Here is a 19,100-nt window from a genome sequence, read left to right as displayed (position 1 = left end):
TGGTAGTTCAGTTGGTTAGAATACCGGCCTGTCACGCCGGGGGTCGCGGGTTCGAGTCCCGTCCACTCCGCCACTTAATATCGACAACCTCGCTTATGCGAGGTTTTGTCAAATCTAGAATATGAAAATTCTATAGGGGTGTAGCTCCAATTGGCAGAGCAGCGGATTCCAAATCCGCGTGTTGGGAGTTCGAATCTCTCCACCCCTGCCACATATCAGGCTCTGACTTAGGTCAGAGCCTTTTTTGTATCTGGTTTCTTCTCATTATTACAGCTTATTTCTACTCTTATCCCGTAAGTATGGTTTTCTGCTGTACTTTGGCAGCATTTAATCTACTGAACGAACGAAACTACAGTTAGCTGTAATGATCAGTGGCCCGAAATTTTAATAATAAAGGGGAATCACTATTTATATTTAGTTACACTCAACCGATCTGGATTAATGAGTAACTATGTATGGATATATCTCGTCGACGCTTTCTTCAATCATCCTTAGCAATCTCCGCGCTTGCCGTTCTACCTGCATGTTCTCTATCTAGGAGCACTAATAAGCAGGGGCAATATATATACGATATCACTGCAGAACCTTCTACTGCAGAATTGGTCCCTGGGTTTAACACAGACGTACTCGCATTTAATGGTTCGATTCCAGCGCCTGTGATTCGTTGTCGCCAAGGCGAGAAAGTTATAATTCGGTTTACTAACAAGCTTTCAGAGCCGACTACAATCCACTGGCATGGCTTGCGAATCCCTATTGAAATGGATGGTGTACCTTTCTTAAGCCAGCCGCCTATCATGCCGGGTGAAACATTCGTTTATGAATTTACACCACCAGATGCAGGCACGTTTTGGTATCACCCCCACATGAATAGCGTTAAGCAACTTGGTATGGGCTTAGTTGGGCTAATTATCGTTGAAGAGGCTGAGCCTGTTCTATTTGATGAAGAACAGGAAATAGTTCTAAAGCATTGGCATTTAGACAAACAAGGTCAGTGGAAGAACCTTATGGTACCGCGCTTGAGCGCTCGTATGGGGACTCCCGGAGAGTGGAGTAGCGTCAATGGTGTGCATGAACCTGTTTATACGCTGAAGCAGAATGCTACCACGCGATTAAGAATTGCTAACGTCGATAACACCATTACTTACCCGATCGCTATTGAAGGTGCAGAGGCTTGGGTTATTGCTATTGATGGTAACCCTGTTAAAACGCCTTATAAGCTCACTCAGCATAAAATTGGTCCAGGAATGAGGTTAGATGTCGGATTGATTGCTCCGAAGGCTGGAACACGTGTTTATGTGCGTCAAATGAAAGGACGCTTCCCATTCCCTTTGTGCGAGTTTGACGTTGTTGAGTCTGACTTGCCGAGCAACCAGAAACTGCCTTTATTACCTCTCAACCCTGTGCCAGCTCTCGATTTGAAAAATGCAGAGCAAATCGATTATGTGTTTGAGTGGGAGGGGGCGATCACTCCTGCTGATAAATCGGGCAAAGCGATACCTAAGTTCTGGCTGATGAACAAACGGGCTTGGGAGGGAATGAGCAAAGATAATATTCCAGCGCCGCTTTCAACATTGGAGATGGGAAAAACCTATATCTTCAACCTAAAGAACGTCACCCAATATCATCATCCTATTCATCTTCATGGACACACATTTACGGTTCTTGAGTTAGATGGCAAAAAACTCGACGAACCGTTTCATACCGATACGGTCTTACTTGGAAAAAACGGCAGTGCGAAAGCGGCATTTGTTGCAGATAACCCAGGGCGTTGGATGTACCATTGTCATGTAATTGAACATATGAAGACGGGTTTGATGGGTTACATTGAAGTAAAGTGACTCCTGTAACTTTTAAAATCTTGATAAGTTTTAAGCGCTATACTTTGCTGAATTCTAAGATTGTATAATCACTATTGCCGTAAATTTGATTACAATGTCGCCATTAAATTTTCTGGGGGAATTATGGGACAACTATCCGTTTTGGGTTTTATTGCATTGGGTGGTGCATTTGGTGCATGTTCTCGTTACTTAATTTCTGAACTTTGTGTCATTTTATTGGGGCGTGGTTTTCCATATGGTACGTTAACCGTTAACGTTGTTGGCTCATTTATGATGGGCTTATTGATAGCAGCTTTCGATAATGAACTTTTGGCAACGGAACCTTGGCGACAAGTGATTGGCTTGGGTTTTTTAGGGGCACTAACGACGTTTTCCACCTTCTCGATGGATAATGTGTTGCTTATGCAGCAGGGCGCTTTCTTTAAGATGGGGTTGAACGTATTGTTGAATGTCGTGTTAAGTATTTCAGCTGCGTGGATAGGCTTTCAATTATTGATGCGCAGCTAGCAAAGTAGTTAAAAATTGAACAGGTCGGCTTGGTTTCACCAAGCCGTTTTTATATACTGACATCACTTGTCGGAGTGCCATAAGGCTGAGACCGTTAATTCGGGATCCGTTGAACCTGATCAGATTAGAATCTGCGAAGGGAACAAGAGAAGATATTCACACCGGAGTTCTTTCTGGTTGATCTATCAAAAGTCGAATGTTGTTACAGGCAAATATCGTAAGCTTTAACTAGCCTTAATTTGACTCCTCTTGTCGCATCTATCCGCCAAGCATTTTTATCCAATTACTTTTTATCTAGTATAACAAAGCAAGGAAAAATGCTATGTCGAGTCGCAAACAAGCGAGACTGGAAGCAAAACAGTTCATTGATACACTCTCGGTACAACCGTACCCCAATTCAAGCAAAGTCTACGTAGAAGGCTCACGTCCAGATATTCGTGTGCCAATGCGTGAAATATCACTCGCCGATAGCCTTATTGGAGGCACAAAAGAAGCGCCTATTTTCGAGCCTAATGAGCCAGTACGCGTTTACGATACCTCGGGTGTATACACAGATCCAGAGCACACCATAGACCTCTATAGCGGCTTACCTAAGCTGAGAGAAGGGTGGATTGAAGAGCGTGCCGATACTGAGCTACTTGATGAAGTAAGCTCGGTGTACACCAAAGAACGCTTAGAAGACGAAACACTAGACGATCTTCGTTACGGTAATCTACCACGTATTCGACGTGCCAAAGATGGCCATTGTGTGACCCAATTGCACTATGCTCGCAAAGGTATTATTACCCCAGAAATGGAATATATCGCGCTGCGTGAAAACATGGGGCGTGCCAAGTATCGCGATGAAGTGCTGAATCAACAGCATCCGGGTCAAAGCTTTGGTGCGAACCTACCAAAGGACATTACTGCAGAGTTTGTGCGTAAAGAAGTCGCCGAAGGTCGCGCTATTATCCCTTCTAATATCAACCACCCAGAATCCGAACCAATGATCATTGGGCGTAACTTTTTGGTCAAAGTGAACGCCAACATCGGTAACTCATCGGTCACTTCTTCGATTGAAGAAGAAGTAGAGAAACTAGTGTGGGCGACGCGCTGGGGTGGCGATACCGTTATGGATCTCTCTACTGGACGCAATATTCACGAAACTCGCGAGTGGATTCTACGTAACAGTCCGGTTCCGATCGGTACCGTGCCAATGTACCAAGCGCTTGAGAAAGTGAACGGTGTTGCGGAAAACCTTAACTGGGAAGTGATGCGCGATACCCTGATTGAGCAAGCAGAGCAGGGCGTTGACTACTTTACTATCCATGCCGGTTTACTACTTCGTTATGTGCCAATGACTGCAAAACGCGTTACTGGCATCGTCTCTCGTGGTGGTTCTATCATCGCGAAATGGTGTTTAGCGCATCACCAAGAAAGCTTCTTATATACCCACTTCCGAGAGATCTGTGAAATCTGTGCTAAGTACGATGTCGCACTATCTCTTGGTGATGGTCTGCGCCCTGGCTCGGTAGCCGATGCTAACGACGAAGCGCAATTTGCAGAGCTTCGCACTCTTGGTGAGTTGACCAAGATAGCGTGGGAATACGACGTACAGGTGATAATCGAAGGTCCTGGTCATGTTCCAATGCATATGATCAAAGAGAACATGGAAGAGCAGTTAGAGCACTGTCATGAGGCTCCTTTCTATACCCTTGGTCCGCTGACGACAGACGTCGCTCCTGGTTACGACCATATTACTTCAGGCATCGGCGCTGCCATGATTGGTTGGTATGGCTGTGCAATGCTTTGCTACGTAACTCCTAAAGAGCATCTTGGCTTACCAAACAAAGAAGACGTGAAAGTAGGCATGATCACTTACAAGCTTGCTGCGCACGCCGCTGATTTAGCGAAAGGGCACCCTGGCGCTCAAGTTCGTGATAATGCGCTTTCTAAAGCTCGCTTCGAGTTCCGTTGGGAAGATCAATTTAACTTGTCGCTCGACCCAGATACTGCTCGTGCTTTCCATGATGAAACCTTGCCTCAAGAGTCCGGCAAAGTTGCTCACTTCTGTTCGATGTGTGGACCAAAGTTCTGCTCGATGAAGATCTCGCAAGAGGTACGAGAGTATGCGAAAGACACTGAGCAAGTTGCTGCGGACCAAGCTATATCGATCAAAATGCTGGATGATCCTCTTGAGGGGATGCGTCAGAAATCGCAAGAATTTAGAGAGTCAGGTTCTGAACTATACCACCCAGCAGCACATGCCGAGGTAAGTGACTAATGAGCAAAATCCTTATTCCGTCATCATTGATTGAACTGACTGGTTTAGTTCAGCAATGTTTGTTGTTGGCGAAAGAACAGGGTTTTAGCATCGAAGACATTGAGTTGGGTGTGAGCCCAACTCAATCTATTCAGCTTGTTCGCGACCAACAGACCACACGTATAACGACAGATCTTATTGATGGTTATGACTCTGAGCATGAGAGTTCATTTGTGTTCCATTACCGCTCTGCTTTATCGGTAGAAGCGTGTGCTAAGCAACCGTCGAAAGCGATTTATATTGGCATTGCTGATACGCAGGTATCCGATGAAAAGGAGAAAGTGCTTCAGCTTGATATCTGGCGTCACCCAATTAACAACGAAGTGAGAGCGCTTTCCGTTAAGTCCAAATTCAACGCAATGTTCAATCCTGAACATCACCTTGCTTGGATAGTAACGCTGACAGTACTCGATTTTCCTATCGAAGATGCGTTAACACTTGCTCGAGGAATGCTAACTCAGCAAGCGAATGTTTCACGTGAAACACTGTTGAATGACAACCTTGATGAGGGAAGATCTACTCGGTGGGCTGACCAATTTGATGATTTCCCCACACCTGTACTGGAGGATAACCGACTAGGTATTCAAGTTGGTTGGTCTGCACAAGGCGAGAGCGTTAGCTTTCCAACTCTGACTAAGCAAAGTCTAGGGCTCTATCCAGTCGTTGATGATGTTGCTTGGATTGAGCGTCTACTGCCACTAGGCATCAACACTATTCAACTGCGAATCAAGAACCCACAACAAGCCGATTTAGAACAACAGATCATTCGAGCAATTGAGCTAGGTCGTCAGTATCAAGCACAAGTGTTCATAAATGACTACTGGCAGTTGTCAATCAAGCATGGCGCTTATGGCGTTCACCTAGGACAAGAAGACATAGAAGAATCGAATTTGGCTCAGATAACTAAAGCCGGCATTCGTCTTGGTCTTTCTACTCATGGTTATTATGAGCTACTGCGCATCGTACAAATTCATCCTAGTTACATCGCGCTAGGGCATATTTTCCCAACCACCACAAAACAGATGCCATCGAAACCACAAGGTTTGGTGCGCTTGGCTTTGTATCAAAAGCTGATTGATAGCATTCCTTATACAAATACAGAGGCTGCTTTCAGAACTTCAAAAGACAAAGAAGTAAGTGACTATGTGCTTGGCTTTCCGACGGTTGCGATTGGTGGTATTGACCAATCTAATGCAGACCAAGTTTGGCGCATGGGCGTCTCTAGTTTGGCAGTTGTGCGAGCTATTACGTTGGCAGAATCACCTCAGTCCGTCATTGAGTTCTTTGCACAACTGATGAAAGAAAGACAGCTAACGTTTACTGATCAGAATAGTGAATTAGCGCATACCAAGAGAGGCGAGAATGCTCACGGATAAGCAGTTCCTTCGCTATCAACGCCAAGTAGCTCTGCCTGAAATTGCTGAAAGTGGGCAAGAGCGTTTGAGCAAATCGCATGTGCTGATCATCGGTTGTGGTGGGTTAGGGAGCGCAGCGAGTTTGTACTTGGCATCAGCGGGTGTTGGTAAATTGGTTGTGGTCGATGACGATGAAGTTGATAGCAGTAACCTGCAACGCCAGATCATTTATCGCGAACAAGACCTCCAAGTTGCGAAAACAAAAGCGACTGTAAAGCAACTGACTGACCTTAATTCTATGGTTCAAATTCGCGCTCTTAATAAGCGATTAGACAAAGCACAGCTGCAGCTTGAGGTGATGCTAGCGGATGTGGTGCTCGACTGCACCGATAACATGCCAACGCGCCAGCTAATTAACCAAGTTTGTTTCGAGCAAAATACGCCGCTCATCTCGGCGGCGGCAATTGGTTGGCAAGGGCAATTCGCTGTCTTTGATTACCAAACACCAAGTGAACAAGAAGCGCAGAGTAAAGCCTGTTACCGCTGTTTGTATCCGTTCGACGAATTACCGCAAACGCAAAAGTGCAGTGAGAGCGGTGTCGTCGGTCCGGTGGTGGGTACACTTGGCAACTACCAAGCGATAGCGGCAATTCAAAAAATGGCGACGGGAAAGTTTCATGTCGAGACTGCCAAGTTACACCTGTTCGATGGATTGAAGCTGCAATGGCAAACCATGGCGATAAGCAAAGACAAACAGTGCCAAGTGTGTGCTCAGATTTAGTTTACGAGTAATGGGCAGAATTAAGAGAGTTGGAAGCAATGACGTTATCAGAACAACAAACAACACAAATGACCGCTGCTGACCTAGATATGATCACTATTGTCATTAATGACCAGTCACATCAAGTTGCCAGTGAGTCGAATCTACAGCAAATCATTAGTCAATTTGCGCTGCCTGAAATGGGCTGTGTTTTTGCAATTAATAACAATGTTGTGCCGCGCAGTGAGTGGGCTAGCACAGTTCTTTCACAGGGAGATAGCATCTCTTTGTTTCAAGCGATCGCAGGGGGTTAAAGTCGATGCTTAAAATTGGTGATAAACAATTCGAATCAAGACTGTTCACGGGAACCGGGAAGTTTGCCAACAGCCGATTAATGGCAGAAGCGATTCAAGTGTCGGGATCTCAACTTGCGACTATGGCGTTGAAGCGTGTGGATGTGAACGACCAACAAGACGATATTTTGCTGCCGTTAGTACAAGCGGGTGTGAACTTATTGCCAAACACATCAGGTGCAAAGAATGCTAAAGATGCTGTGTTTGCTGCACAACTGGCGCGAGAAGCGTTGGGTACTAACTGGCTAAAACTGGAAATTCATCCAGACCCGAAGTACTTGATGCCAGATCCAATTGAGACACTTGCAGCCGCTGAACAGCTGGTTCGTGAGGGTTTCATTGTCCTTCCTTATTGTCATGCTGACCCGGTTCTGTGTAAACGATTGGAAGAAGTAGGCTGTGCTGCAGTCATGCCATTAGGTGCGCCGATCGGTTCTAACAAAGGGATAGTTTCTCACGATTTCCTAGAGATCATCATCGACCAAGCTAATGTTCCTGTCGTTGTTGATGCGGGTATTGGTGCTCCTTCACATGCCGCGCGTGCGATGGAAATGGGCGCGGATGCCGTGCTCGTCAATACAGCGATTGCAGCTTCGAGCGATCCCGTTGCGATGGCGAAGGCATTTAAGTTGGCGGTAGAGTCCGGGCGTATGGCTTATGAAGCTGGACTTGCCGGTAAGGTTTCTCATGCGGTTGCGTCGAGTCCACTGACGTCATTCCTAGATGAGCTTTAGTCCTAGATTGGTTTAGCTATTAAGCGAGGAAAACATGAGCTTCGTTGAACAATTTAAGCAGCTTAATTGGGATGACATCTCGATGTCGATCTACGCGAAAACGGCACAAGATGTCGAGCGAGCATTGAATAAACCCAAGCGTGATTTGGAAGACTTTAAAGCGCTAATTTCACCAGCGGCTGAAGCGTACTTAGAGCAAATGGCGCAGCTGTCATACTCGGCAACTCGCAAGCGTTTTGGTAATACCATGTCGCTTTACATTCCACTGTACCTTTCTAACTTGTGCGCCAATGCTTGTACTTATTGTGGCTTCTCTATGGAGAACAGAATCAAGCGTCGTACTTTGAATAGGGACGAAGTGGCTGCAGAAGTTGAAGCCATTAAACGCATGAAGTTTGATAGCGTATTGCTGGTGACTGGCGAGCACGAAACTAAAGTGGGTATGAAATACTTCCGCGAAATGGTGCCTATGATTAAGAAGCGCTTTAACTATTTGGCGATGGAAGTACAGCCACTTGATCAAGACGAATACGCTGAGCTCAAGACATTGGGTTTGGATGCGGTGATGGTCTATCAAGAAACGTATCATCCTTCGACTTACGCCGAGCACCATTTGCGTGGCAACAAGATGGATTTCGAATACCGATTGGATACACCCGATCGTCTTGCAAAAGCGGGTATTGATAAGATCGGTATCGGTGCTTTGATAGGGTTGGAAGAGTGGCGTACCGACTGTTTTTATGTGGCAGCGCACTTGGACTATCTTGAGCGCACGTATTGGCAGACTCGTTACTCAATTTCATTCCCACGTTTACGTCCTTGTGAGGGCGCGCTCCAACCAAAATCAGTCATGACGGATAAGCAACTTGTTCAGCTGATTTGCGCTTATCGTTTGTTGAATCCAGAAGTGGAGTTGTCATTATCGACTCGTGAGTCACCGAAGTTTAGAGATAACGCATTGCCTTTAGGCATTACCAGTATGTCTGCCGCATCGAAAACTCAGCCGGGTGGTTATGCGATGGATGATGTTGAACTCGAGCAGTTTGAGATCAGTGATGAGCGAAGCGCAGGTTCTGTGGAAGATATGATTCGAGCCAACGGGTTTGACCCTGTATGGCGAGATTGGCACTCGGCTTATTCTGGTTAAGTAGCAAAGCAAGCCACAGGTCATCGTTATGTTTCACGTGAAACATAAGTAAAGAAAAGAGGGTTGATGCAAAACATCAACCCTCTACTTTTTCTAGCTTCTAGCTTCTAGCTTCTAGCTTCTAGCTTCTAGCTTCTAGCTTCTAGCTTCTAGCTTCTAGCTTCTAGCTGTGTGCTACTGGTAGCGTTGCTTGACGAAGCCACTCTTTCACATCACCCTCAACAAGTGGGCTGATCTCATCCCATACCTTCTGATGGTAATCATTCAACCAAGCAAGCTCTGGACGAGTTAGCATATCAACGTTGATATTGCGCTTGTCGATTGGACAGCGTGTTAGCGACTCAAATGATAGAACAGGGAAGTCACCGTTAGTTGGGGTTTCAACAACAAGCTCTAGGTTCTCGATACGAATACCAAACGCATCTGCACGGTAGTAGCCTGGCTCGTTTGATAGCACCATACCTTCTGTTAGAGGCACGTCGATTTGCTTCTTCGAAATGCTTGCTGGACCTTCATGAACACTTAGGAAGTGACCAACACCGTGACCGGTACCGTGATCGTAATCGTAGCCTTCCGCCCACAGGTGCTGACGAGCTAGCGTATCGATTTGGTAACCACGTGTGCCTTTCGGGAAACGTGCACGTGCAACACCGATGTGGCCTTTTAGCGCGAGAGTGAATTGTTTAATCATCTCTTGTGAAGGCTGACCGATCGCGATGGTACGCGTGATGTCGGTAGTGCCATCTAGGTACTGACCGCCTGAATCCACTAGGTAAAGTGTGTTCAGTTCTAGCTTGCCAGGTTCAGGTTGGTTCTCGTGATTGTAGTGACACATCGCCGCGTTGCCACCTGCCGCTGAAATAGTATCGAAGCTAAGGTCCATAAGTGTCGGGTCTTCGCTACGAAATGCTTCCAGTTTGTCTGCCAGTGTCGCTTCATCATGCAGGTTACCAGCAGCGACTTCAGCATCTAACCAAGACAGGAACTTACTCATCGCTACGCCATCGCGGATATGACATGCTTTCATGCCTGCGATTTCAACTGCGTTCTTTGCTGCTTTTGGCATTAGACATGGATCAGCTTTACTCACCACAGATGCGCCTGCGTTTTGAAGAACCAGCTTAAACCACGCGTTACTTGTCGCAGGGTCAACCAGTACATTCTTGCCAGTTAGGTTTTCTAGTCGTGCTTGCAATGCTTCTGGGTGATGAACCGTCACGCCGGCACCAACATGAGCGTCAAACTCAGCAGGTAGGCGAGCAGGATCTAGGAAGTATTCCACGCTTGAGTCTGAGTGCAGAATCGCGTGAGAAAGCAGAACTGGTAGACGTGAGACATCTAGACCTCGAACGTTGAGCAACCAACAGATAGAATCAAGTGCTGTGATCACTGCGCTGTCTGCACCGGCTTTTTTCACGAGCTCTGCGATTTCTTGGCGTTTGCTTTCACTTGACTGACCAACTGCTTCTGTTGCCATTAGGCGAACATCAGAAACCACAGGAGCAGGGCGGTCGTGCCACAGTTCATCAATTGGGTTGCTATCGAGAATCTTAAGCTCAAGTGCGCCAGCAAGTTTTGCTTGTGCCATGCCTAGCCAAGCAGCGTTGTGCATGCGAGGGTCGATTGCCACAGACGCGCCATTTGCAAGATGGTCTTTAATCCAATCTAGTGCAGGCTCTTCAATCAAGTGACGGTATTCGAATAGATCAGCAGGAACCTGCTTTGTTACTTGTACTGTGTAGCGACCATCAACAAAGATAGCGGCTTTGTCTTTGGTGATTACCGCAGCACCAGCAGAACCAGTAAAGCCAGTTAGCCAATGTAAACGCTCGTTGTGCGCTGGTACGTATTCACCCAAGTACTCGTCTTCATGAGGGACAAGTAGGGCATCAATATTATGTTGTGCTAGCCATTCGCGAATTGCATTCACGCGGCTTTGGGTATCGTTGTGCATCTGTGTTATTCCTTCAAATTACCGCTCCTTCATGCTCAGGTGTGGGAGCTGTTTCCATCTGCTTCATGCAGTTTACGATTCCATTGAGGTTCGCAATCACTTCAATAGAGTCGGAGTACAACTAGGCCATAGATGAGCCAAAAAGGACTACGACAGTTAAGCTACTCATTTTAGCCGCTAAGCGCAAATTGAGCGCGGTGTTTTTATCTAAGGTGATCGGTTTTTTGTGTGATCATCGTACGTAGCCAGCCTAATGCAGGGTCGTTTTCTCTGTCTCGGTGCCAGAATAAAGTGTAAGCCATAGGTGGGAATTCTAACGGTAGTGGCAGCACGACCAAATCAAGCTGTTTGGCCGCAAGTTGCACAAAATGACTTGGCGCAGTAAAGATAAAGTCGGTGTATGAACATAGACTTGCGGCACTGTTAAAGTCGGGCACAGTGACGGCAATATCGCGGTCGGCGCCAATATCTGCAAGGCGATAATCCAGCAACCAACGGTCGTTGCCATCACAACGTACTTGTACATGGCGTAGGGCGAGATAGGCTTCCAGATTCCAAGGTTGTTTTAGCGCAGGGTGGTTTTTGCGAATAATGCACATTTGGTAATCACGATAAATTTCCAACTCGCAAATGTCATCGGGTGGTTGAAGAGTCAGCTTGGCATCGTTTATATCGATATCTTTTCCAGTTAAGCCTAAATCCAGTTCGCCGCGTTGAAGCATTTTAAATGTATTATCCGACCACGGGTGTGTGCTAATTGTCACGCCAGGTGCTTGTTGAAAAATCGCCGGTAAGAAATGGGGTAGAATGAGAGGGTAGACACTCTCTACCGCTGCTATTTGAAAACGGTATTCACTGCTTTGCGGAGAAAACTCTTCGGGTTGAGTCAGCACTTCTAACTGATTTATCAACAGATCCAGTTTCGGTTTAAGAAACAATGCGCGCGGCGTAGGTGTTAATCCATGTGAGTTTCGAGTGAAAAGAGGGTCATCAAATTGAATGCGCAGTTTAGCCAGTGATTTACTTACGGCAGATTGGCTTAAGCACAATCGGTGGGCCGCACGAGTAACGTTTAACTCTTCAATCAGCACTTTAAAGCAGACCAATAGATTTAAATCGATACGAGCCAGTTTTTCGACATTCACAGTGAATTTCCTCTGAGGAATAATGCTCATGATTATACATCATTTCCATTCATATCATCAGATGATTAAGCTTTACCCAAAGTTCTTTATCCAATTCGGAGTGTTGTGTGTCTAGCCAGTTTTCTAATAGTAAAAAACAGATGGCGTTATTGACCCTTTTGGTTCTTTTCAGTCCTTTAGCGATTGATATTTATCTACCTGCTTTACCTCTTATTGCTTCCACTTTTCAGGTCGATAATGCGCTAGCACAAGACACGATCACTTGGTTCTTATTTGCTATGGGTGTTGGTCAGCTATTCGCAGGTCCCCTAGCAGATAAACTCGGACGTCGAACTGTTGCATTGGGCGGTATCACCATTTACACGATGAGCGCTTTATTGGCGTGGAGTGCTCAAAATATTGAGTGGATGTTGGTTTCCCGACTGCTACAAGGCTTAGGTGCGTGTGCGACATCGGTAGCAGCCTTTGCAACAGTTCGCGATATCTTTGGCCCGGAAAAAAGCGGCAAAATGATCAGCTACCTTAACGGTGCGATTTGTTTCATTCCTGCTTTAGCTCCAATTCTAGGTAGCTGGTTAACTCAGCAATTTGACTGGCGTGCTAACTTTAGCTTTATGGCGGGTTTTGCTGTGGTGTCTGGATCATTGATGTTTTTCATGATGAAAGAGACTAACCCGTCAACAGAAAAGCAAGCCGTGTTTAAGCTTAGTCGGTATTGGGCAGTGCTTAGCACACCATCTTTTGTTTTCCATGCGTCATTATGCTTGATGGCGATGGCGGTTATTCTTGCTTACGTTACCTCCGCACCGTCGGTATTGATGACGGGGATGGGGCTGTCGATGAATGAATTCACTTTCTGGTTTGGTGTGAATGCGGTGATAAACATTGCGGCATGTATGCTGGCGCCTAAGTTTATGGAGCGCGTTGGAACTCACAACACCTTGGTCACCGGGATCTCAACTCTGGGTCTCGCAGGTGTGATCATGCTAGTGATGAATGGTCAGAATACCGCGCTTTCTTTCATGTTACCTATCTTTATGTCTTCTGTAGGTTTTGCATTCATTCTGGGTGCAGCGGCAGGGAAAGCGTTAGAACCGTTTGGTGATAAGGCGGGCACGGCAGCTGCACTGCTTGGATTGTTCCAAATGAGTGGCTCTGGTTTGTTGGTGGGTACACTGCAACGCTTATCTCTGGATCCACAAACCTTGATCGCAATTCATATGTGGGTCCTATTACCTGCGTTGGTCGTTCTGTTTACAAAAGCAGGGAAGAACTGGCACTCGAGCTTTGCGAAAGCGTAAATCAGTGTAATTTAGTATTTTCCAATGTAAGTAAGGCGTGTATATTTGTCACTCAGACTTTTCCTGACACCATAACGGAACTCAAAAAGTAATGTCGTTAACCACGTATGAAATGGCTCGTATTCTAGAGCAAATGGAAGATTCACCAGAAAAGGTGATGTTTGGCAAGTTGCTTAATGAGCTGGGTAATCAAAGCTCCGAGCGTATTCGTAGTGCGGCTAAACAAGTACCTCTGCCAATTTTGCGTGATATCGTGTACCAATTTCAGCAAGTGATTGAGTCACGCAAAGATGAACAAGTCGAGCAGATGGCAAAAGACCTCGCTCAGCAAGGTATCTCAGCAGAAGAGCTACTGGCTTACTTGAATAAATAATAAAAAATCCCCGCATGATGCGGGGATTTTTTTAGCTCGTCATTTTCTTTTTCAGGATGTGGTCCAAAGACAGCGGTCCTGGCCCCCATACGATTACGATAAGAATCATCAATCCCCAAAGTTGGTGGTCATAAAAACCTTTCTCCCACAACAGTGGGTAAGAGATCACTGCGATGATGTTGAACACAAACAGAATTGCTGCCATCGGGCGGGTAATCAATCCTAGTGCCAAGAACACCGGTAGAACCAATTCTGCAGCCGTACCTAAGTAAGCCGCCAATTCCCATGGCAGTATTGGCACTTGGTATTCCAGCTCAAACAAGTACAGTGTGCTATCCCAAGACGAGATTTTGATTAGCCCTGAATTGAAGAATACCCATGCAACCCACAAGCGACAAAAGAGAAGTAGTAAAGGGACAAAGCCAGCTTGTAAGGTATTGATTAAATGGTCGTACCGATACACTAAGTTTTTAACCGTATCCGTCATAGAGTGCTCCTTAGATTGATTTCAATGTAAAGCCGTCAACGAGATCGAGTGCCATGATGCTATTGAGATGAGCGAGTAAAACTTCAGGCATTTCGCTCAAACTCTGTTTCTGCTCTAAACATTGCAGCAGTTGGAAAACATCGGCATCGAGTGCGTGACACAAGGCTTCTCCATTGGCTTGAATCGAGATGACACCTTGCTGTAATTGGTTGATATTAAGTTGTTCGAATTGGCCAGTTTGAATCGCGCTAAACAAATCAAATACTGCGTAGCTGGAGTCAAAGCTTCGGCAGCCTTGTTTAAGGTGCAAAACCAAAGCGGGTTGTTGCTCCTCACTCACTTCGCCAAGCAACGCAAGCGGTTTTAATTGTGCCGCATTGGGTTGTTCATACTGCGCTTGACGAGCGAGGTCGATATGCCACTCGAAGCGTGCGACTTCAGGGCTGTAAGGGGCTTGTGCGATCACCTGACTAAACTGCATGATGGTGTCTTGAAAGCCTTCGCCATAATGCACCACATTTCCTTCTTTTAATGGGTAAGAAAGAACATGCTGGCGAGCTATCTGCTCAAAGCATTCTTCACCAAGCAGCGCTTCAACCATCGGGTAGGTCGCGGACAACACTTCGCTTAAGCTGACGATAAAGTTATTGCGGTAAATTTGTATGCGTTCATCAGCGGTAAACTCATCACTGGCAATATCGCAGTCTTCACCGAGCGCTTGATAGTGCAGGGCTTTAGCAAACTGGCTTTGTAAGGTGGCTAGATTCATGATGCCTTCCTTGGCTCGCTTTGTTCACTTGGAAGTGTGCCTTGCAACAGTAGTTGCGATGCTTTCTGTGCTTCTCCTAATAAGACTTCTGGCGCGGGGATATCCAAATCCCATTCAATCAACGTATGACGTGGACCGTGTTTTTTTGTCCACTGTGAAAACAACTGCCAAACTTCATCGCTAACCGGGCGGCTATGGGTATCAATCCATATCTCACCTTTGTCGAGTTGTTTGATGATAAAACCTGCCAAGTGAATCTCATCCACTTTGTCGGCTGGAATCGCATCTAGGTATGTGTCGCAATCAAAACCGTGGTTGAACGCCGAAACATAAACATTGTTTAAATCGAGCAATAAACGACAGTCAGTGCGCTTTTGCACTTCGGTAAGAAACTCCCATTCGCTGATGGTCGAATGTTGAAACTTCACATAACTAGATGGGTTCTCTATCAAGATCTCGCGTTGCAAATAATTCTGCACTTCATTCACGTTACGAGTGAACACGTTGAGCGCTTCTTCCGTATACGGAAGTGGAAGCAGGTCATTAAAGTAGTGACCGCCGTTTTCACTCCAACTTAAATGGTCAGAAACAAGAATTGGGTCGATTGAGTCAATCAGTGATTTAAGTTGCGCAAGATGCTTTTGACTAACACGTTCCACCGAACCTAGCGACAAACCAATACCGTGGCAGCTAATTTGATATTGCTCGCGAAGCGTTTGTAGCTGATGGCGCTCTGCAGCGTTGGGTTGGAAATAGTTTTCACTGTGGATTTCTAACCAAGACAACTCAGGTTGGGATTGGCTAAAGTAATCGAGGTGAGGGGTTCTTAATCCAACTCCAACAAGGTCGTGGAAGGTGTGGTGTTTCACGTGAAACTCCTTTTCAAATCGTGCGGGAAGAGAAGGATGCGTCTTGGCTTTGCGTTGGTTGAGCGTCAACGCATCCTCACAATAGCTAGCGATAAAAGATTATGAAGAAGAAGTGCTACCGCCAGCGAGTTTGTCACAAAGACCTTTTGGTACGACTACGAATGCGTCTTTTTGGTTATCTTCTTTAGAAGTACCAGCGCATGAGCTGCTTTTTGTTGCACAGTCGTTTTTACCTGCTTTAGAAACGCCATAGCACTTTTCTTTTTCAGCAGCGACAGCTGGAGCTGCAGTTAGCATTGTGCCACCAAGAGCTAGAAGACCAGTAACAGCAGCAGTAACAGCTAGATTCGACTTTTTCATAATAAATTCCTCTGAATGATTTCCTTTACTTTAAGTTGGCAAGATGAATCACCTGTTTTGGCGTTTTTGTTATCAACTTGCTTAACTTAAAAGATAGGAAACTGGCTAAAAAACTTTCAGAAAAATTTCCGAAGTAAATGGGTTTGCAGGGTCAAATGGGTATAACTAATTGATGTGTTGGGCAAAAAAACATCGATTTTTTTATCAAGTTTTGTCTAAACAGCACCCGGTTGTTTAGGTTATAATCGGTTTTTATGTATAAATAACCAGTAGCTCTCATCATGATGGATCCATCTCTATTACTCGACGGTTTGAACGATAAACAACGTGAAGCCGTTGCAGCACCTCTAGAAAACTTGCTCGTTCTTGCTGGCGCAGGAAGTGGTAAGACACGCGTTCTTGTTCACCGTATCGCTTGGCTGATGTCGGTCGAGCAAGCTTCTCCGTTCTCAATTATGTCGGTAACCTTTACCAATAAGGCGGCGGCAGAGATGCGTGGACGTATCGAAGAGCTAATGATGGGCAGTGCAGGCGGTATGTGGAATGGTACTTTCCACGGCATTTGTCACCGTATTCTGCGAGCACACTATCTTGATGCGAAGCTACCGGAAGATTTCCAAATCATTGACAGTGACGACCAGCAGCGTCTGCTAAAGCGTTTGATCAAAGCGCAAAACCTCGATGAGAAGCAATGGCCTGCACGCCAAGTGGCATGGTGGATTAACGGTAAGAAAGACGAAGGTCTGCGTCCGTCGCACATTGATGCGTACCATGATCCAGTAACCAAGACATATCTGCAGTTGTACACCGCTTACCAAGAAGCGTGTGATCGTGCTGGTTTAGTCGATTTTGCGGAAATCTTGCTGCGCGCACATGAGCTACTGCGTGATAACAAGTTCGTCCGTGAACACTACCAAGCACGCTTTAAGCATATCTTGGTGGACGAGTTCCAAGATACCAACAACATTCAATATGCTTGGCTACGTATGATGGCGGGTCCTGAGTGTCACGTGATGATCGTAGGTGATGACGACCAGTCGATTTATGGTTGGCGTGGTGCAAAAGTCGAGAATATTGAGAAGTTTACGCTCGAATTCCCAAGCGTAAATACCATTCGTCTTGAGCAAAACTACCGTTCAACCAAGACCATTCTGGAAGCATCTAACACCCTGATTGCGAATAACACCGAGCGTATGGGTAAAGAGTTGTGGACGGATGGCGTGGTCGGTGAGCCTATCTCGGTTTACAGCGCTTACAACGAATTAGATGAAGCCCGTTTTGCGGTGAACAAAATCAAAGAGTGGCAAGACAAGGGCGGTGCTCTGAATGACGCTGCGATGCTTTACCGTAACAACGCCCAGTCGCGTGTTCTGGAAGAAGCGTTAATTCAAGCCGGTCTGCCTTACCGTATCTACGGCGGCATGCGATTCTTCGAACGTCAGGAAATCAAAGATGCCTTGAGCTACATGCGTCTGATTGCCAACCGTAACGATGATGCGGCGTTTGAACGTGTGGTGAATACGCCAACGCGTGGTTTGGGCGATAAGACGCTTGAAACCATCCGCTTTGCGGCTCGTGATCGTGGTTGCACCATGTGGGAAGCGAGTGTGGCAATGTTGGACGAGAAGGTGCTTGCTGGTCGCGCTGCTGGTGCTCTGAGCCGTTTTATCGAGCTTGTCACCGCGCTAGAAGACGACACCTTAGAGATGCCGCTGCATCACCAAACTGACCATGTGATTAAATACTCGGGCTTGTTCGCGATGTACGAGCAAGAGAAGGGCGAAAAGTCTAAGGCACGTATTGAGAACTTGGAGGAATTGGTGACCGCAACTCGCCAATTCGAGAAACCAGAAGAAGCCGAAGACATGTCACTGCTGACGGCATTCCTAACCCACGCAGCACTAGAAGCGGGCGAAGGACAAGCGGACGAATTTGAAGATGCGGTTCAGCTCATGACATTACACAGTGCGAAAGGTCTAGAGTTTCCATTGGTGTTTATGGTCGGTGTGGAAGAAGGCATGTTCCCAAGCCAAATGTCGGCAGAAGAAGCGGGGCGCTTAGAAGAAGAACGCCGTCTGTGTTACGTAGGCATGACCCGTGCGATGCAGAAACTGTACATCACTTATGCTGAAATGCGTCGTTTGTACGGTCAGGATAAATACCATAAACCGTCTCGCTTTATCCGTGAACTGCCAGAAACTTGTTTAGATGAAGTACGAATGAAGGCGCAAGTTAGCCGTCCTTCAAGCAGTGGTCGATTTAGCCAAACTGTTGTGAAAGAGAGCTTTAATGAAACCGGCTTTACGCTAGGTTCTCGTGTGATGCATCCAAAGTTTGGTGAAGGCACCATCATCAACTTCGAAGGCAGTGGTCCACAGAGCCGTGTACAGATTGCCTTTAACGGTGAAGGCATCAAATGGTTGGTAACTGCTTACGCACGACTAGAGAAACTGTAAGGCTTGACCAAAACTCATACCAATCGTAGTAAATAACTGGTCATTCTAGCTTGTTAAAATACTCGATAACTGCGTTGCAATTTTTGATTGTAGAATAACTACTTATCGAAAAATTGCGCCTTGTTCTCAAGCATTTTCCCTACGCTATTTCTGATCACTTATTTACTGTGATTGGTATCATCAACTTAAGAGCTGCTTCGGCGGCTCTTTTTGTTTGTGCAGTTTTGGTGTCGCTAACGCAGTAAAAAATGGAATGATAAATGGAGTACAAAAGCGCGACTTAACGATGCCGTTTGAAGTGAAAGGTGGGCGTTGTGGGTGAATGCCTGTTTTCAGCAGATCTACTGAGAAAAACTTTAGGCAAAGAAAAACCCCGAGGGCTTGCGCCCA

At 46.1% G+C, this 19,100-nt stretch carries 17 protein-coding genes, 1 tRNA gene and 1 riboswitch; of the genes, 12 read left to right on the top strand and 6 right to left on the bottom strand.

Going from position 1 to position 19,100, the window contains the following annotated elements:
• The first annotated feature begins 134 nt into the window (after positions 1 to 134).
• The 9 genes from R7P74_RS22230 to thiH all read left to right on the top strand — a co-directional run bounded on the left by R7P74_RS22230 (position 135) and on the right by thiH (position 8,996).
• Positions 135 to 211: transfer RNA gene (locus R7P74_RS22230), tRNA-Trp, on the top strand.
• A 244-nt stretch (positions 212 to 455) separates the two neighbouring features.
• Entirely contained in the window at positions 456 to 1,838 is a 1,383-nt protein-coding gene (locus tag R7P74_RS22225) for a multicopper oxidase family protein (RefSeq protein ID WP_213908357.1), read from the top strand.
• 123 nt (positions 1,839 to 1,961) lie between these two features.
• A complete protein-coding gene (gene crcB, locus R7P74_RS22220; RefSeq protein WP_005378811.1) occupies positions 1,962 to 2,345 on the top strand; it encodes a fluoride efflux transporter CrcB in 384 nt (127 codons plus the stop codon).
• A gap of 60 nt (positions 2,346 to 2,405) precedes the next feature.
• A riboswitch (TPP riboswitch) is annotated at positions 2,406 to 2,504 on the top strand.
• A 163-nt stretch (positions 2,505 to 2,667) separates the two neighbouring features.
• Positions 2,668 to 4,608: a phosphomethylpyrimidine synthase ThiC gene (gene thiC / locus R7P74_RS22215; RefSeq protein WP_005378810.1), complete on the top strand. Its 1,941-nt coding sequence runs from the start codon at positions 2,668 to 2,670 to the stop codon at positions 4,606 to 4,608.
• Positions 4,608 to 6,023: a thiamine phosphate synthase gene (locus R7P74_RS22210; protein ID WP_225497179.1), complete on the top strand. Its 1,416-nt coding sequence runs from the start codon at positions 4,608 to 4,610 to the stop codon at positions 6,021 to 6,023. Before thiC ends, R7P74_RS22210 begins: the two co-directional genes overlap by 1 nt.
• Complete coding sequence (locus R7P74_RS22205) at positions 6,010 to 6,783, top strand: HesA/MoeB/ThiF family protein (protein ID WP_213867442.1); 774 nt, start codon at positions 6,010 to 6,012, stop codon at positions 6,781 to 6,783. Before R7P74_RS22210 ends, R7P74_RS22205 begins: the two co-directional genes overlap by 14 nt.
• A 38-nt stretch (positions 6,784 to 6,821) precedes the next feature.
• Positions 6,822 to 7,076 (top strand): sulfur carrier protein ThiS, encoded by a 255-nt coding sequence (gene thiS, locus R7P74_RS22200; protein WP_225474231.1) that lies wholly within the window; start codon positions 6,822 to 6,824, stop codon positions 7,074 to 7,076.
• 5 nt (positions 7,077 to 7,081) lie between these two features.
• Entirely contained in the window at positions 7,082 to 7,849 is a 768-nt protein-coding gene (locus R7P74_RS22195) for a thiazole synthase (protein WP_005397059.1), read from the top strand.
• Between the two features lie 34 nt (positions 7,850 to 7,883).
• Positions 7,884 to 8,996 carry a 2-iminoacetate synthase ThiH gene (thiH, locus tag R7P74_RS22190; RefSeq protein WP_225497181.1) on the top strand — a complete coding sequence of 371 codons (1,113 nt, stop codon included), beginning with the start codon at positions 7,884 to 7,886 and terminating at the stop codon, positions 8,994 to 8,996.
• A gap of 163 nt (positions 8,997 to 9,159) precedes the next feature.
• On the opposite strand, the gene R7P74_RS22185 is transcribed toward thiH, so the two are convergent.
• Entirely contained in the window at positions 9,160 to 10,950 is a 1,791-nt protein-coding gene (locus R7P74_RS22185; protein ID WP_262628953.1) for an aminopeptidase P family protein, read from the bottom strand.
• Positions 10,951 to 11,153: 203 nt separating this feature from the next.
• On the bottom strand, positions 11,154 to 12,095 hold the full coding sequence (locus R7P74_RS22180; protein WP_005378791.1) for a LysR family transcriptional regulator: 942 nt from the start codon (positions 12,093 to 12,095) through the stop codon (positions 11,154 to 11,156).
• 107 nt (positions 12,096 to 12,202) lie between these two features.
• Here R7P74_RS22180 and R7P74_RS22175 point away from each other — a divergent pair, with 107 nt between their 5' ends.
• Positions 12,203 to 13,396 carry a multidrug effflux MFS transporter gene (locus tag R7P74_RS22175; protein WP_262628952.1) on the top strand — a complete coding sequence of 398 codons (1,194 nt, stop codon included), beginning with the start codon at positions 12,203 to 12,205 and terminating at the stop codon, positions 13,394 to 13,396.
• A 91-nt stretch (positions 13,397 to 13,487) separates the two neighbouring features.
• Entirely contained in the window at positions 13,488 to 13,769 is a 282-nt protein-coding gene (tsrA, locus tag R7P74_RS22170) for an H-NS-like global regulator TsrA (protein ID WP_005378786.1), read from the top strand.
• A 31-nt stretch (positions 13,770 to 13,800) separates the two neighbouring features.
• Here the strand turns inward: tsrA and R7P74_RS22165 are convergent, their stop codons facing one another.
• From R7P74_RS22165 to R7P74_RS22150, 4 genes are all read right to left on the bottom strand, one after another.
• Positions 13,801 to 14,256 (bottom strand): DoxX family protein, encoded by a 456-nt coding sequence (locus R7P74_RS22165; RefSeq protein WP_262628951.1) that lies wholly within the window; start codon positions 14,254 to 14,256, stop codon positions 13,801 to 13,803.
• Positions 14,257 to 14,266: 10 nt separating this feature from the next.
• On the bottom strand, positions 14,267 to 15,025 hold the full coding sequence (locus tag R7P74_RS22160) for an HvfC/BufC N-terminal domain-containing protein (protein ID WP_318123190.1): 759 nt from the start codon (positions 15,023 to 15,025) through the stop codon (positions 14,267 to 14,269).
• Positions 15,022 to 15,894 carry an MNIO family bufferin maturase gene (gene bufB / locus R7P74_RS22155; protein WP_225474235.1) on the bottom strand — a complete coding sequence of 291 codons (873 nt, stop codon included), beginning with the start codon at positions 15,892 to 15,894 and terminating at the stop codon, positions 15,022 to 15,024. Before bufB ends, R7P74_RS22160 begins: the two co-directional genes overlap by 4 nt.
• Positions 15,895 to 15,993: 99 nt before the next feature.
• Entirely contained in the window at positions 15,994 to 16,254 is a 261-nt protein-coding gene (locus R7P74_RS22150; protein WP_005378779.1) for a BufA1 family periplasmic bufferin-type metallophore, read from the bottom strand.
• A gap of 281 nt (positions 16,255 to 16,535) precedes the next feature.
• On the opposite strand from R7P74_RS22150, the gene uvrD reads away from it, so the two are divergent.
• Positions 16,536 to 18,710 carry a DNA helicase II gene (gene uvrD / locus R7P74_RS22145; protein ID WP_005378778.1) on the top strand — a complete coding sequence of 725 codons (2,175 nt, stop codon included), beginning with the start codon at positions 16,536 to 16,538 and terminating at the stop codon, positions 18,708 to 18,710.
• Positions 18,711 to 19,100: the final 390 nt, after the last annotated feature.

The sequence above is a fragment of the Vibrio sp. 2033 genome (assembly GCF_033339735.1).
The sequence above is the reverse complement of the archived record's forward strand: the minus strand, read 5'-3'. Positions and strand labels throughout refer to the sequence as shown.

Excerpts from the sequence above, each read along its gene's own strand:
- thiH (WP_225497181.1), top strand. The coding sequence starts at position 7,884 with ATGAGCTTCGTTGAACAATTTAAGCAGCTTAATTGGGATGACATCTCG.
- R7P74_RS22195 (WP_005397059.1), top strand. The coding sequence starts at position 7,082 with ATGCTTAAAATTGGTGATAAACAATTCGAATCAAGACTGTTCACGGGA.
- R7P74_RS22225 (WP_213908357.1), top strand. The coding sequence starts at position 456 with ATGGATATATCTCGTCGACGCTTTCTTCAATCATCCTTAGCAATCTCC.
- R7P74_RS22210 (WP_225497179.1), top strand. The coding sequence starts at position 4,608 with ATGAGCAAAATCCTTATTCCGTCATCATTGATTGAACTGACTGGTTTA.
- uvrD (WP_005378778.1), top strand. The coding sequence starts at position 16,536 with ATGATGGATCCATCTCTATTACTCGACGGTTTGAACGATAAACAACGT.
- crcB (WP_005378811.1), top strand. The coding sequence starts at position 1,962 with ATGGGACAACTATCCGTTTTGGGTTTTATTGCATTGGGTGGTGCATTT.
- thiC (WP_005378810.1), top strand. The coding sequence starts at position 2,668 with ATGTCGAGTCGCAAACAAGCGAGACTGGAAGCAAAACAGTTCATTGAT.
- R7P74_RS22165 (WP_262628951.1), bottom strand. The coding sequence starts at position 14,256 with ATGACGGATACGGTTAAAAACTTAGTGTATCGGTACGACCATTTAATC.
- R7P74_RS22185 (WP_262628953.1), bottom strand. The coding sequence starts at position 10,950 with ATGCACAACGATACCCAAAGCCGCGTGAATGCAATTCGCGAATGGCTA.
- R7P74_RS22150 (WP_005378779.1), bottom strand. The coding sequence starts at position 16,254 with ATGAAAAAGTCGAATCTAGCTGTTACTGCTGCTGTTACTGGTCTTCTA.
- thiS (WP_225474231.1), top strand. The coding sequence starts at position 6,822 with ATGACGTTATCAGAACAACAAACAACACAAATGACCGCTGCTGACCTA.
- R7P74_RS22160 (WP_318123190.1), bottom strand. The coding sequence starts at position 15,025 with ATGAATCTAGCCACCTTACAAAGCCAGTTTGCTAAAGCCCTGCACTAT.
- tsrA (WP_005378786.1), top strand. The coding sequence starts at position 13,488 with ATGTCGTTAACCACGTATGAAATGGCTCGTATTCTAGAGCAAATGGAA.
- R7P74_RS22205 (WP_213867442.1), top strand. The coding sequence starts at position 6,010 with ATGCTCACGGATAAGCAGTTCCTTCGCTATCAACGCCAAGTAGCTCTG.